This is a genomic window from Stenotrophomonas muris, from assembly GCF_052751275.1.
Window position 1 is genome coordinate 321583 of the sequence record NZ_CP199879.1, and the last position, 14538, is coordinate 336120.

Here is a 14538-nt window from a genome sequence, read left to right on the forward strand (position 1 = left end):
GTGTGGATGCAGCGTGTGCGTGGATGGAGTGTGGCGGCCTGCCTGGCCATGGGGGGCTGTGCGATGTCGGTGGCGCCACCGGCAACTCTGGATGAAGCGAAGGAAAGCGCGGCCACCGCCGCGCAGGGCGTGGTGCTGCCGGATACCGAGGCGCTGCGCGTGCACGACCCGGTGGGACGCGATTACCCGATCTGGGTGGCGTTGCCGGCCGACTACGCCGCACATCCGGAAAAGCACTATCCGGTGCTGTACGTGACCGATGCGCTGTACAGCTTCCCGCTGGTGCGCAGCGTGCGCAACCTGGTCGGGCAGAAGGGCGTCAACATCGAGGATTTCATCCTGGTCGGGCTGCCGCCGCAGGAAGGCCTGACCTCCAGGCAGAGCCGCTCGCGGGATTACACGCCGAGCGATCCGGCGCGCACCGATCCGCGTGACTACAGCGACGACGTCAGCTACGGCGGCGCCGCGCATTACCGCGACTTCCTCGCCGAGCGCGTACTGCCGCTGATCGATGCGCGCTACCGCACCGATCCGGCGCGGCGAGCCTATGCCGGTCATTCCTATGGCGGCCTGTTCGGCGCCTACGTGCTGACCACGCGCCCGGACATGTTCCGCAGCTACATCCTGTCCAGCCCGTCGCTGTGGTTCGACAACCATCGGGTGCCGCGCATGCTGGCCGAAGCCAAGGCGCCTGCGCAGCCGACCACGGTGGTGCTGTCGATCGGCAGCTTCGAAACGGTCAAGCCGGAGCCGCGCTATTTCACCCGCAACGACATGCTGCGCCACAACGCCGAGTTCGCCGAGCAGCTGCGCAGCAGCGGGCGATCATTGAAGGTGGAGAACATGGTGATCGACGGCGAGGACCATTTCACCGTCTACCCGGACATGATCACCCGCGCGCTGCTGAAGGTGTTCCCGGGTACCGGGCCGTACAGCAGCGGTTGATGAGTGCCTCAGGCCGCCTGTGCGTCCGGCCCGGTCAATACGCCCACATCGGCGTGCCGGAAGCACAGCCGGATGGCGTCGAGCAGCTCGCTCATGTTGTAGGGTTTGGGCAGGAAATGGATGCCGTCGCGCAGCTGCGGCAGCACCTGGTGCTGGTCCATGCCCGACGTCACCAGGATCGGCAGCTGGGGATACAGGCTGCGGACCCGGTTGGCGGCTTCAATGCCACTGATCGCACCCAGATTGACGTCGGTGAACAGCAGGTCGAAACGCTCACCGGCCGCCAGCAGGCCCAGCGCCGCTTCGGCAGAGCTCACGCCCACTACGTGGCAGGCCTGGCTTTCCAGCGCCAGTCGGCTCAGCTCGCGGGTTTCCTCGGCGTCCTCGATGAGCAGGACGCGGGGTTCAACGTGGCGCTTGGACAGCAACATGACGCGACAACTCCGGACAGCAACGGTGAAAAGGCGCGCAAGTATGCGCAAGCCGGTAGTGATCCCGACGTGCACGGCAAGCTAAGCGGGCGTTACAGGCCTCTCTGGCGCCTGAGCCGCACGTGCCAGGCCAGCACCACCACTGCGAGCAGGGCGGTGCCGATGCGCAGGCCGGTGGCCTGCCAACCCAATGCGATGGCGTCATCGAGGCTGAACACATTCCAGGCAAGGTTCATCGAAACATGCAGGACCAGGCCGCACCACAGGGTGTCGCCGTCGAGGTGGTCGAGCCAGGCGAAGATGAAGCCGCCCAGCGCGATCACCGCGCCAATGAACAGTGCGATGCCGCCGCCGTCGAACCCGCCGAAGCCGAGCCAGTGCACCATGCCGAACAGCAGTGCCTGCGGCAGCGCGAGCAACGGCCACGGACCGCGCACGATCTTCACCAGCAGCACGAAGCCGAGGCCACGGAACAGCACTTCCTCGGCCAGCGGGAACAGCGCGGCCAGCATCGTGGCATCCAGCGCAGTCAGTGCCGTGTTCGGAGTTCCGAGCAGCGCCAGTCCCAGCCAGCAGGGCAGGCTGGCCAGCAGCACCCACAACGGGCCGCCCCAGCCGTTTCCGCGCAGTCCCAAGCTGGCCATCAGGCCCATGTCACGGGGCCGCAGCAGCGCGGCCAGCAGCAGTGCCACCAGTACCGCCAGCGCGTTGTCCAACAGGCTGCCGCCATAGGGGATGGGCAGTGCGGGAACCGGTGTGCCGATGGCCGCGGCGATATCCCGCAGGTTCAGGCCAAGGCCGACACCCAGCAGCACCAGCAACAGGCGCGCGGTGGTGGGCAAGCGGGACAACACGGTCATGTACGCATTCCCTGCGGGACAAGGGCGCAGTGTGCCGCGCGGTACGCATGTGGGCACGCGCCGGAAGTCCCTGTGCCATCGGTCACGCGTTGCCGCACAGTCATCGCGGTGCAGGTACAGTCGAAACCAGACCGACAGGAGCAATACCGATGCTGTGCCCCGTGTGCAAGACCCAGACGCTGCAGATGGCCGAACGCCACGGCATCGAGATCGATTACTGCCCAAGTTGCCGCGGCGTGTGGCTGGATCGTGGTGAGCTGGACAAGATCATCGAGCGCGCAGGCGCCGGTGCGGCCGTACCGCCGCCAGCGCCCGTGCTGGCTCAGCCGGCGTCGCCGCCACCGGTGATGCACCGTGATACCCGCCACCTCGGCCAGCGCTACGAGGACAACCGGGGCCAGGGCTACAAGAAAAAGAAGAAGGACAGCTTCCTGTCGGAACTGTTCGATTTCTAGTTTGTAGCGTCGAGCCATGCTCGACTGGATATTGCAGACCCTGGCCAAGCATGGCTCGACGCTACATGGGCTGCATGATCATGGCCGCCGCAGGATGAACTCGCGGTCGTGGGTATCACCGACGATGAAGTCGTACTCGCCGACCTTGCTGCAGCCATAGCGCGCGTAGAAGCGCTGCGCGCCGAAGTTTTCTTCCCATACGCCCACCCACAGGGTGCGGCGCCGCGGCTGGTCCAGCCAGGCCATGAACGCGTCCATCAGGCGTGCACCATGGCCGCCGTTCTGGTGTGCGGCCAGGATGTAGAACCGCTTCAGTTCGATGTCGCCCTCGCGTGCATCGGCATGCGGCAGGGTGTTGGCACCGGCGGCCAGGTAGCCGACCACGGCGTCGCCCTCCATCAGCAGCCAGATGGCACTGCGTGGGTCGGACAGTTCAGTGCGCTGCGGTTCGCTGCTGTAGTGCGCCTGCAGGAAATCATGCAGCTCCTGCGCGGGGTACGAGTCGCCCCAGGTTTCGGTGTAGGTGGTGACGGCGATCGCCGACAGGGCATCGACATCGGCAAGGGTGGCGCGGCGGATCTGCAACGACATGGCGGTGCCTGCACTGGAACGTGGCGCAGTGTAGCCGGCCCCGGCGGCTGCCGGGGCTGGCCATTGCGCACGAGCCGCTGCTCAGAACCACATGCGCACGCCGGCCACCCAGCGTGTGTCGCGCGCGTGGTCACCGGCGTAGTCGGCGGTGTCGCCAAACGTGCGCTCGTGGCTGATGCCGATGTATGGCGCAAAACGGCGGCTGAACTCATAGCGCAGGCGCAGCCCGGCTTCGACCTTGTTCAGTCCGCGACCAATGCCGTACTCCGGTTCATCCCTGGCAGCGACGGTGGCTTCCAGCAGCGGCTGCAGGATCAGGCGGTTGGTCAGCAGCACGTCGTACTCGACCTCGGCCTTGGCCAGCACCTGGCCGCCGGAACCCATATACAGCGTGGCCGAGCTCTCGAACTTGTACGGTGCCAGCCCCTGGATACCGATGGCCGCCCACGTGCGCGAGTCGGCCGGGCGGAAGTCCTGGCGCACGCCGACCAGCACGTCCCACCACGGCGACACGCTGCGGCCATACAGTGCTTCCAGCGACGATGACTCGGTGCGGCCGCGGCTGCGTTCGCCATCGGTGCGCAGCCACAGGCGGTTGATGTTGCCACCGATCCAGCCGGTGGCCTCCCAGGCCTGGCCGTTGCTGCCCTTGCCGTCCCAATGTTCGAGGCGGTCGATCAGCAGCAGGCTGTTGATCTCCGGCGCATGCTCCATCGCGCCGTGCGCGATCGGTGGGAATGCAGCGGCACGATCGGCATCGGACGGCACCGGGATGGGGTCGCGCGGTTCGGTGGGCGCGGGCGTGGCATGGCCCATTGCCCCGTGGTCCATCTGCGAATGGTCCATCGCCGCCGGTTGCATCGCGCCATGGTCCATCTTCGAGTGATCCATGCCGGCATGATCTGTGGCGCCCGAATCCATCTTCGAATGATCCATCTTCGAATGATCGGCCTGTTCGACCGGCGCGTTGGCGGTCTTTGCGGGCGGATCCATCGCGGCCACGTCATGCCCGGCGTGCGACTGCGCGAACACCGGCAATGCGGCGGCCAGGCCCAGGGCCAGCAGGCTGGGGGAAAGCAGTGAGCGGCTCATTCTTCGATCCTCACTTCGCGCATCATGCCCGCTTCCATGTGGTACAGCAGATGGCAGTGGTAGGCCCAGCGGCCGAGCGCATCGGCGCGCACGCGGTAGCTGCGGCGGGTGCCGGGCGGCATGTCGATGGTGTGCTTGCGCACCTGGAATTCCTCCTGCGCGTTCTCCAGATCGCTCCACACGCCATGCAGGTGGATCGGGTGCTGCATCATGGTGTCGTTGACCAGCACGATGCGCATGCGCTCGCCGTAGTTCAGCCGCAGCGGTTCGGCGCTGGCGAACGGAATGCCATCGAACGACCAGGAGAATTTCTCCATGTGCCCGGTCAGGTGCAGTTCGATCTCACGGCTGGGCTCGCGGCCATCGGGGTCCTCGAACAGGCTGCGCATCGCGCCATAGGTCAGCACCTGGCGGCCGTTGTCGCGCAGGCCGATGCCGGGGTCGTCCAGCTTCGGTTCGGTCGCCGAGCTCTGCATGTCCACCAGCGGGTTGTTGCGCTCGCTGGGCGGGTGCTTTGGCGCCTTGCTGGCGGCATCACCGCCGCCATGCGCACCGTGGCCCATGCTGGCGCCGCAGCCGCCTTCCATGCCCTTCATCGCGGTCATGTCGTGCCCGCCATGACCGCCACCGCCCATGTCATGCCCCATGTCGCTCATGGTCAGCAACGGGCGCGGGTCGCGTGCAGGGATCGGCGCCTGCAGGCCATGGCGTACCGCCAGCGTGCCGGCGGCGAAGCCGGTGCGGCCCATGTCCTGGCAGAAGATGGTAAACGCGTCCTGGCCGGTGGGCTCGACCAGCACATCGTAGGTTTCGGCGGGAGCGATGCGGAACTCATCGATGCTGACCGGATGGATGTACTGGCCATCGGCGGCGACCACGGTCATCTTCAGGCCGGGAATGCGCACATCGAAGTAGGTCATCGAGGCGCCATTGATGAAACGCAGCAGCACCTTCTCGCCGCTGCGGAACAGCCCGGTCCAGTTGCCGGCCGGGGCGGTGCCGTTCATCAGGTAGGTGTAGGTGTGGGCGTTGATGTCGGAGATGTCGGTCGGCGTCATCCGCATCCGCCCCCACATGCCACGGTCGGACAGCGCGGCTGACCAGCCCCCGCGCTTCACGTCACGCAGGAAGTCGGGCAGGGTGCGCTTGTAGTAGTTGTCATGCTCGGCGAGCTTCTTCATGCGCCGGAACAGCGCACCCGGATCCATGTCGGTCCAGTCGGACAGCATGATCACGTGCTCGCGGTCGTGCCGGTACGGCGCCGGTTCGGCCGGATCGATGATCAGCGCGCCGTACAGGCCGGCCTGCTCCTGGAACATCGAGTGGCTGTGGTACCAGTAGGTACCCGACTGCTTCAGCTGGAAGTGGTAGTGGTAGGTCTCGCCGGGGCCGATGCCGTTGAAGCTCAGGCCGGGCACGCCGTCCATGTTGGCCGGCAGCAGGATGCCGTGCCAGTGGATCGAGGTCGGGTGGCGTTCCAGCGTGTTGCGCACGAACAGGTCCACGGTCTGGCCTTCGCGCCAGCGCAGGATCGGCGCCGGCAGCGATCCATTGACGGTGATCGCCGGGCGGGTGCGGCCGGTGAAGTTGGCCAGTGATTCGCCGATGGCCAGTTCGATGCGGGTGTCGCTGAGCACGGCTGGGGCGCCGGCCAGGCGCGGGGTGGCCGTGGCGGCGGCGAGCGCGCGCTGTGGTACGCCGACGGCGGCGATGCCGGCAACCACGCCGCCGGCGGCCAGGCCCTGCACGAACAGGCGGCGCGACGGCATGGGCACGGCGCCCGGACCGGGGGGAATGCGGGTATTCATGGTGGTGACTCCAGACACGTAAAGACGCCGGCAGGTGGCCGGCTACGGTGCGCAGGGCGCACGGTGCATGTGGAATCAGCCGATGGGAGGGCGTGAGATCGGCGGCAGCGGCGGCGCCGGACGGCCGGTGGCCGGCATCGGCTGTGGTGCCAGCGACAACGCCGGGCCGGCCATGAACGGCAACGGCTGCACCACCAGCAACGGGTGCTGGGCACAGCTGCGCACGCAGTCCTTGATCTGGCAGTGGGCGTCGTGGGCGGGGGCCTTGGCCTGCGGGGCCGGGTCGGCCTGCATGCCGGCGTGGTGGCAGTCGGCGTCACCGCCAGCTGCGGCGGCCGCGACGGCGTGTGCCATCCGCCCCATTTCTTCATGACCGCTGGCCATGGCCGCGTTCAGCCCGTTGAGCAACAGGCTGAGCATGAGCACGACACGAAGCAGGGTCGAGGCCAGGGACATGGCGCTAATCTAGCCGCAAGCGGGCGCGGATGCACTTCCGGCTGAATGGCCGGTTCAAGGTTGGAGCTGCACCAAGGTGGAGCCGGGCCCGCGCTCGGCTGCTGTTCGCGCAGGGGCAGCCGAGCGTGGGCTCGGCTCTACAGGGGCGCCCGCGCGCCGTTGGGACCATGCCCGGCGGCCGCGCAGCGCGGCAACGCGATACCGTCAGCCCTCTTCGCGCACGATCTCGACCAGGCGCGGGCCGTAACGGCTCAGCTTGGTGCCGCCGATGCCGCCGACCCGTGCCAGTGCATCCAGGCTGGTCGGGCGCTGTTCGGCGATGTTGCGCAGGGTGCTGTCGTGGAAGATCACGAACGCCGGCACGTTCTGTTCGCGGGCCAGTTCGGCACGCAGGCCGCGCAGGGCGTTGAACAGCGCCAGATCCTGCGGCAGTACCGACAGCCCGGTACGCTGCGCACTGCGCTCGCGCCCGCTGGTGCTGCTGGCCGGGTCGCGGCGCATGCTGATCTGTCGGCGGCCGGTCAGTACGTCGCGGCTGGCGTCGGTCAGGCGCAGGCCGCCGTGGCCCTCGCTGTCCACTTCCAGCAGGCTGGCGGCGACCAGCTGGCGGAACACGCTGCGCCAGGTGCGCGCATCCAGATCGCGACCGATCGCATAGGTGCTGAGCTTGTCGTGGCCCTGCTGCTTCACCTTCTCGTTCTCGCTGCCACGCAGGATGTCGATCAGGTGGCCGACGCCGAAGCGCTGGCCGCTGCGGTAGACGCAGCTCAGCGCCTTCTGTGCCGGAATGGTCGCGTCCCACGAGGCCGGCGGTGTCAGGCAGTTGTCGCAGTTGCCGCAGGGCTGGGGGTAGGTCTCGCCGAAACCGGCCAGCAGCACCTGGCGGCGGCACTGCATGGATTCGCAGTAGCCCAGCAGATGGTCGAGCTTGGCCCGCTCCAGCTGCTTGCGCTCTTCGCCGGCCTCGGACTGCTCGATCATCTGCTTGAGCAGCACCACGTCGCCCAGGCCGTAGCACAGCCAGGCCTCGGCGGCCTCGCCATCGCGACCGGCGCGGCCGGTTTCCTGGTAGTAGCCTTCCATCGACTTGGGCAGGTCGGTATGCGCGACAAAGCGCACGTCCGGCTTGTCGATGCCCATGCCGAAGGCGATGGTGGCGCACATCACGATGCCGTCCTCGCGCAGGAAGCGGCGCTGGTTGTTCGCGCGCACGTCCGGCGGCAGGCCGGCGTGGTAGGGCAGGGCGTTGAAGCCCTGGCCGCAGAGGAATTCAGCGGTCTCCTCGACCTTGCGCCGCGACATGCAGTAGACGATGCCGGCCTCGCCGCGGTGGCTGCGCAGGAAGTCGGTCAGCTGCTTGCGGGCGTTGTCCTTCTGCACCACGGTGTAGCGGATGTTGGGGCGGTCGAAGGAGCTGACGAAGTGGCGTGCTTCCTGCAGATCCAGGCGCTCGGCGATCTCGCGCTGGGTTGGCGGATCGGCGGTGGCGGTCAGCGCGATCCTCGGGATCTGCGGCCAGCGCTCGTGCAGCACGGTCAGCTGGCGGTATTCCGGGCGGAAGTCGTGGCCCCACTGCGACACGCAGTGTGCTTCGTCGATGGCGAACAGGGCGATCTGGCTGCGCGACAGCAGCGACAGGAAGCGACCGGTCAGCAGCCGCTCGGGAGCGACATAGAGCATGTCCAGCTCACCGGCGAGCAGTTCGCGCTCGACGCGGCCGGCAGTCTCGGCATCCAGGGTGGAATTCAGGTACTCGGCGCGCACGCCGAGCTGGCGCAGGGCTTCGACCTGGTCCTGCATCAGCGCGATCAGCGGCGAGATGACGATGCCGCAACCGTCACGCAGCAGGGCCGGGACCTGGTAGCACAGCGATTTGCCGCCGCCGGTGGGCATCAGCACCAGGGCATCGTGACCGGCAGCCACATGCTCCACGATGTCCTGCTGCGGACCACGGAAATCGTCGTAACCAAAGACGCGTTGGAGCAGGTCGTGCGCGGGACGGGAAGCCATCCGGTTAGTTTACCCCGGAGGGAGGGGTAGGGGTTCGGCAGGGCTGCGCCCTGCACCTGCTGCAAGCCAGTGCAACGTCAAAGGCAACAGCCGGCTCTGGGCTGTCTGCTTATTGGGCGGGGCGGTGTGGGCTTGCAGGACACGCCGTAAACCCGCCCTTGGGGGCTCGATGGCGCCATCCATGGCGCCAACGGTCCTGCAAGCCCACACCGCCCCACCCCCGACAGTTTCCCGGTGACGGGGGGCCAGATCAATCCACGCCATGCGTGGATGAAAACTGTCAGAACTCGACAAACAAAATGGGGTCAGAACCGTTTTCCTGGGGAAAACGGATCTGACCCCAATGGCTTTGCCGGCAGATCGCGGAAATCTGTCGAAGGCGGGGTGGGTCCGGTGGCAGGGGTGTCCGCGGCATGGATGCCGCGGCCAAGCCCCCAAGGACGGGTTTACGGCGTCCCCTGCCACCGGACCCATCCCGCCTACCCACAGGAGGCCAGCTTTTGCTCTGGCTCTGGCCTTGGCTTTAAGGCCTCTGCGGGTGCAGGGCGCAGCCCTGCCGGGCCCCCCAACTCTTACTGCAGCAGCGAGCGCAGCATCCAGGCGTACTTCTCGTGGGTCTGCAGCCGCTGGGTCATCAGATCCTCGGTCGGGGCGTCCTCTCCCTTGGCCGCCACCTCCAGCACTTCACGTGCCGTACGGCAGACTGCTTCGTTGGCGACCACCAACTGGCGTACCATTTCACGCCAGTCCGCGCTGTCGGTCAGGCCCGGTTCCTCGGCGATCGAGGTCAGCGCAGCGAATTCCCGGTAGGAGCCCGGGGCATTGAAGCCCAGCGCGCGGATGCGCTCGGCCACGTCGTCCAGTGCCGCCCACTGCTCGGTGTACTGCGTCTCGAACATGGTGTGCAGCGAGTTGAACATCGACCCGGTCACGTTCCAGTGGAAGTTGTGCGTCTTCAGGTAGAGCGTGAACGCATCGGCCTGGAAGCGCGACAGACCGTCGGCGATCTTCTTGCGGTCGCCCTGGGTGATCCCGATATCGATGTTCGGCGCCGACGGTGCCGCCGCTGCAAGCTTCTGCTTGCCGGTCTTGGCCTTGGTCGTGCTCTTGGTCTTCGCCATGGGGTTCCTCCTTGTGGAATCGTTGGCCTTCACAATAAACCGGTCGTGATGACTGGTCGCTATCAAAGTTTTGAACGAACCGATTGATGAACTCTATCGATAAAAATCCATCGTCCCGCCTGCGCCAACAGCGCGCCGCCATCGACGGCGCCATGAGCCGCGACCGGGGCCGTTTGCTGGGGATGCTCTCGCGTTGCCAGGCCAAGCCACAGGATGCGGCGTTGGCCGCTACCTTCGAGCAGGCCTTGCAGGCGTCGGTGCAGCGCCGGCAGGTCCGGGCGCAGCAGCAGCCGTCCATTACTCTGGACCCGCAGCTGCCGATTGCGCGTGAAGCCGACGCCATCATCGGGCTGATCCGCGACCATCAGGTGGTGGTGATCGCTGGTGAAACCGGCTCGGGCAAGACCACCCAGCTGCCGAAACTGTGCCTGGCCGCAGGCCGTGGCCAGGCCGGCATGATCGGTTGCACCCAGCCGCGACGGATTGCCGCACGTGCGGTGGCAAGCCGCGTGGCGCAGGAACTGCAGAGCGAACTGGGCCAGCTGGTCGGCTACCAGGTGCGCTTCAACGACAAGGTCAGCGACGACAGCCGCATCAAGTTCATGACCGACGGCATCCTGCTGGCGGAGATCGCCAGTGACCGCTGGTTGTCGAACTACGACACGATCATCGTCGACGAGGCGCACGAACGCAGCCTCAACATCGATTTCCTGCTGGGCTACCTGAAGCAGCTGCTGCGCAGGCGCCCGGACCTGAAACTGATCGTCACCTCGGCCACCATCGATACCGAACGCTTCGCCCAGCATTTCGACAATGCGCCGGTGATCAGCGTCGAAGGCCGCACCTACCCGGTGGAAGTGCGCTATCGCGCGCTGGAAGGCGAGGGCGAAGACCAGGGCGAACGCACCGTCAACGACGCCATCGTGTCGGCCATCGACGAGATCACCCGCCTGGATGCGCGCGGCGACGTGCTGATCTTCCTGCCGGGCGAACGCGAGATCCGCGATGCGCACCAGTCGCTGGAGCGCCGCAAGTACCGCAACACCGAGGTGCTGCCGCTCTATGCGCGGCTGTCCAACCAGGACCAGGACCGGGTGTTCAATCCCGGGCCGAACCGGCGCATCGTGCTGGCCACCAACGTCGCGGAGACCTCGCTGACGGTGCCGCGCATCCGCTACGTGGTCGATCCGGGCTTTGCCCGCGTCAAGCGCTACAGTCCGCGCAACAAGCTGGACCGCCTGCACATCGAGCCGATCTCGCAGGCCAGCGCCAACCAGCGCAAGGGCCGCTGCGGCCGTATCGCCGAGGGCATCTGTTACCGCCTGTACGCCGAAGCCGATTTCCAGGCGCGGCCGGAGTTCACCGATCCGGAAATCCGCCGCTCCAGCCTGGCCGGGGTGATCCTGCGCATGCTGCAGCTGGGCCTGGGCCGCATCGAGGAGTTTCCGTTCCTGGAAGCGCCGGACGAGCGTGCGGTGGCCGATGGCTGGCAGCAGCTGACCGAACTGGGTGCGATCGACGCCGAGCGGCGCATGACCACCATCGGCAAGCAGATGGCACGCCTGCCGGTGGACGTGAAGCTGGCGCGCATGCTGGTCGCCGCGCAGGCCGCCGGCTGCCTGCGGCCGATGCTGGTGATCGCCTCGTTCCTGGGCATCCAGGACCCGCGCGAACGTCCGCCCGAAGCACGCGGTGCCGCCGACAGCGCGCATGCGCAGTTCGCCGATGGTCGTTCCGAGTTCGTTGGCGTGCTGCGCCTGTGGGATGCCTACCGGCAGGCCCATGAAGACCTGACCCAGTCCAAGCTGCGCGACTGGTGCGGCCGTCATTTCCTCGGCTTCCTGCGCATGCGCGAGTGGCGCGAGCTGCACCGCCAGCTGCGGCTGCTGTGCGAGGAACTGGGCTGGAAGGAAGAGGCCAACGAGGCGTCGATGGCGCCGTTGCTGGCCGGCAGCAGTGCGCCGGCGGCAGCGCGTGATGATGCCGCCGCAGTGAAGGCCACCCGTGGCCAGCTACACCGCGCTGCACGCCTGGCCCGCGAAGGCAAGGCCGAAGCGGCGCCGACGCCGGTGGCCGTACGTGCACAGAAGGAGCAGGCACCGGCGGGCGGCGGCTTCAGCGAACGCGTGCGCGCGGCTGCCTACCAGACCCTGCACCGGGCGTTGGTGGCGGGCCTGCCGACGCAGATCGGGCACCGCACCGAGAAGGGCGATTTCCAGGCGCCACGCCAGCGCCGTTTCCTGCCGTTCCCCGGTTCGGCGCTGTCCAAGCGCCCGCCGCCGTGGTTGCTGGTGGCCAACCTGCTGGACACGCAGAAGGTCTGGGGCATGACCCTGGCCGCGATCGAGCCGGACTGGGTCATCGCCGAACTGCCGCACCTGCTGCTGCGCAAGCACTTCGACCCGCACTGGTCGCGCGCGCAGGGCCAGGTGCTGGCCTCCGAGCAGATCAGCCTGTTCGGCCTGGTGCTGGCACCGAAGAAGCCGGTGCACTACGGCCGCATCGCACCGGGCGAGGCGCACGACATCTTCGTGCGCCAGGCGCTGGTGACCGGCGAGATCAACACCCGCGCCAGCTTCGTGGCCGACAACCAGAAAGTGCTGGAGGTCGCCCGCGAGGAGGAAGCGAAGCTGCGCCGCGCCGGCATCGTGGCCGACGAGGACTGGCAGGCGCGCTGGTACCTGGACCGGGTGCCGCCGCAGATCCATTCGGCCGCAGGGCTGGATACCTGGTGGAAGGGGCTGGCGCCGGAACAGCGCAAGACCCTGCACTGGTCACTGGTCGACCTGTTGCCGGGTGAGGGCAGCGAACAGGAGCGCTACCCGAAGTACCTGCCACTGGGCCAGGCGCGCCTGCCACTGCACTACCGCTTCGAGCCGGGTGCCGATGATGACGGCGTGACCCTGGACGTGCCGCTGCACCTGCTCAACGCGCTGGACCCGGTGCAGCTGGGCTGGCTGGCGCCTGGCTTCGTCGCCGACAAGGCCTCGGCACTCATCCGCAGCCTGCCCAAGGCGATGCGCCGCAACTACGTGCCGGCGCCGGACTTCGGTCGTGCGTTCTTCGAGGCATTCCCGCAGCCCAGCGCCGATGCCATCACTGGCGAACTGGCGCGCTTTTTGTCACGTGCCACCGGCGCGACGGTGACGGCGCTCGATTTCGAACCCGCTTCGATCGAACCGCACCTGCACATGAACCTGCGCCTGCGCGACGAGCACGGCAAGGTGCTGGCGACCTCGCGTGATCTCGATGCGTTGCGCGCGAAATTCGGCGGCCGTGCCGGCGATGCCTTCGCTGCACGCGCGGGCCGCGAGATGGCGGCCGATGGCCTGCGCACGTTCCCGGCCGCGCCGATTCCGCTGCAGGTGCCCGGTGAAGCCGGCGTCCCGGCCTATCCGGCGCTGCTGGACGAGGGCGACAGCGTGGCGCTGCGCATCTTCGCCGATCGCCAGCAGGCGCAGGAGGCCCACCCGCTGGGTGTGCGCCGGCTGCTGGAGATTGCCCTGGCCGAGAAGGTCAAGCAGGCGCGCAAGCAGCTGCCGGTGGGTGCCAAGACCGGCCTGCTGTATGCCGCGATCGAATCGCAGGAACGCCTGCGTGGAGACCTGGTGGATGCGGCGATGAACGCGGTGCTGGCCGAAGGCCTGGAAGACATCCGCGATGCGGCAGCCTTCGAGCAACGCCGCGAGCATGCGGCCAAGGCCCTGTTCGGCGAGGCGATGTCGCGGCTGAAACTGGCCGAGTCCATCCTGGCGCTGGTGGCGGAACTGAAGCCGTTGCTGGAGGCGCCGTTGATGGGCTGGGCGCGTGGCAACCTGGACGACATGGAAGCGCAGCTGGCCGGGCTGATCCACCCCGGCTTCCTGCGCGACACGCCGGCCGACGCGCTGGCGCAGTACCCGCGCTACCTGAAGGCGATGATCCTGCGCACCGAGCGTGCCAAGCGTGATCCGCCGCGTGACCAGGCGCGCATGCTGGAATTGCACCCGTTCCTGGAGGCGCTGGAAGCGGGCGAGCAGCAGGGCCTGCGTGATCGCCCGCAATGGCAGGCGCTGCGTTGGGATCTGGAAGAGCTGCGGGTGTCGTTGTTCGCGCAGGAGCTGGGGGCACGCACCGGCATTTCGGCGAAGAAGCTGGCGCAGCGGGTGGCTGCACTTCGCCAGGCGTGAATGCGCGCCATGGTCGCCCCATCGGGCGACCATGGCCGCCGGGCATGGATCCGGCACGGCCGGAATGCCCGGGCGTTACTTGGTGCGACGAACCTTCGGTTGCACGTTCACCCCGTCCACCTTCATGTACCAGGCGCCCATCACGCCCGGGCGCATGCTGACGTTCGGCGCTTCCTTGCGGCCACCGGAATAGTGCGTGGCGTCTATCTGCTCCCACTCCTGGCCGTTCTGCAGCACGTAGCGGCGGCCCTGGCCGAAGCCACGGAATTCGCCCTGCAGGGTGCTTTCGATCGGTTCGCTGCTGCCGAAGTCCAGGAAGCCGCGGTTCTTCTTGATCACTTCCTGGCGGCCTTCTTCGCGCGCTGCGGCGACGGCCTGGGTGGTGGCCGCCTCGACCTTGCCCTGCAGCCAGCGGTTGAGCGTGGCCAGTTCAGCGGCGCTGAGCTTGTCCAGGCCGGCGGCCTTGAACTCGGTGGGCGACATCTGCTGCTGCAGGTCGCCCTCCACCACGCGCTGGGCCAGCGCAGGCGCGGACAGGGACAGCAACACGGCGGCACAGGCCAGCAGCCGTGGACGGACGCGCAGGGCAATCGAAGGCAT

Annotated in this window: 12 protein-coding genes; 3 read left to right on the plus strand and 9 right to left on the minus strand. The window is 67.6% G+C overall.

What is annotated here, in order from left to right:
* Positions 1-6 precede the first annotated feature (6 nt).
* On the plus strand, positions 7-945 hold the full coding sequence (locus ACUVWL_RS01375; RefSeq protein WP_049440328.1) for an alpha/beta hydrolase: 939 nt from the start codon (positions 7-9) through the stop codon (positions 943-945).
* Positions 946-953: 8 nt separating this feature from the next.
* Here the strand turns inward: ACUVWL_RS01375 and ACUVWL_RS01380 are convergent, their stop codons facing one another.
* Together ACUVWL_RS01380 and ACUVWL_RS01385 are read right to left on the minus strand one after the other, a co-directional pair.
* A complete protein-coding gene (locus tag ACUVWL_RS01380) occupies positions 954-1376 on the minus strand; it encodes a response regulator (protein ID WP_014648113.1) in 423 nt (140 codons plus the stop codon).
* Positions 1377-1468: 92 nt separating this feature from the next.
* Positions 1469-2236 carry a CPBP family glutamic-type intramembrane protease gene (locus ACUVWL_RS01385; RefSeq protein WP_111206109.1) on the minus strand — a complete coding sequence of 256 codons (768 nt, stop codon included), beginning with the start codon at positions 2234-2236 and terminating at the stop codon, positions 1469-1471.
* 149 nt (positions 2237-2385) lie between these two features.
* Between ACUVWL_RS01385 and ACUVWL_RS01390 the strand changes: the two genes are divergently transcribed.
* Positions 2386-2691, plus strand: a complete 306-nt coding sequence (locus ACUVWL_RS01390; RefSeq protein ID WP_046432080.1) for a TFIIB-type zinc ribbon-containing protein — start codon at positions 2386-2388, stop codon at positions 2689-2691.
* Between the two features lie 78 nt (positions 2692-2769).
* Here ACUVWL_RS01390 and ACUVWL_RS01395 read toward each other — a convergent pair whose 3' ends face one another.
* The 6 genes from ACUVWL_RS01395 to ACUVWL_RS01420 all read right to left on the minus strand — a co-directional run bounded on the left by ACUVWL_RS01395 (position 2770) and on the right by ACUVWL_RS01420 (position 9769).
* Positions 2770-3282, minus strand: a complete 513-nt coding sequence (locus tag ACUVWL_RS01395) for an N-acetyltransferase family protein (RefSeq protein ID WP_445978764.1) — start codon at positions 3280-3282, stop codon at positions 2770-2772.
* An 81-nt stretch (positions 3283-3363) separates the two neighbouring features.
* Complete coding sequence (locus ACUVWL_RS01400; protein ID WP_445978765.1) at positions 3364-4374, minus strand: copper resistance protein B; 1011 nt, start codon at positions 4372-4374, stop codon at positions 3364-3366.
* On the minus strand, positions 4371-6182 hold the full coding sequence (locus ACUVWL_RS01405) for a copper resistance system multicopper oxidase (protein WP_046432074.1): 1812 nt from the start codon (positions 6180-6182) through the stop codon (positions 4371-4373). Before ACUVWL_RS01405 ends, ACUVWL_RS01400 begins: the two co-directional genes overlap by 4 nt.
* 75 nt (positions 6183-6257) lie before the next feature.
* Entirely contained in the window at positions 6258-6638 is a 381-nt protein-coding gene (locus ACUVWL_RS01410; protein WP_014648107.1) for a CopL family metal-binding regulatory protein, read from the minus strand.
* 204 nt (positions 6639-6842) lie between these two features.
* Complete coding sequence (gene recQ, locus ACUVWL_RS01415; protein ID WP_032958973.1) at positions 6843-8648, minus strand: DNA helicase RecQ; 1806 nt, start codon at positions 8646-8648, stop codon at positions 6843-6845.
* Between the two features lie 572 nt (positions 8649-9220).
* Complete coding sequence (locus ACUVWL_RS01420) at positions 9221-9769, minus strand: Dps family protein (protein WP_049440318.1); 549 nt, start codon at positions 9767-9769, stop codon at positions 9221-9223.
* 86 nt (positions 9770-9855) lie between these two features.
* Between ACUVWL_RS01420 and hrpA the strand changes: the two genes are divergently transcribed.
* Positions 9856-13938, plus strand: coding sequence for an ATP-dependent RNA helicase HrpA (gene hrpA, locus ACUVWL_RS01425; protein WP_445978766.1), 4083 nt, complete (start codon positions 9856-9858; stop codon positions 13936-13938).
* 75 nt (positions 13939-14013) lie between these two features.
* Here the strand turns inward: hrpA and ACUVWL_RS01430 are convergent, their stop codons facing one another.
* Positions 14014-14538, minus strand: a complete 525-nt coding sequence (locus ACUVWL_RS01430; protein ID WP_014648104.1) for a hypothetical protein — start codon at positions 14536-14538, stop codon at positions 14014-14016.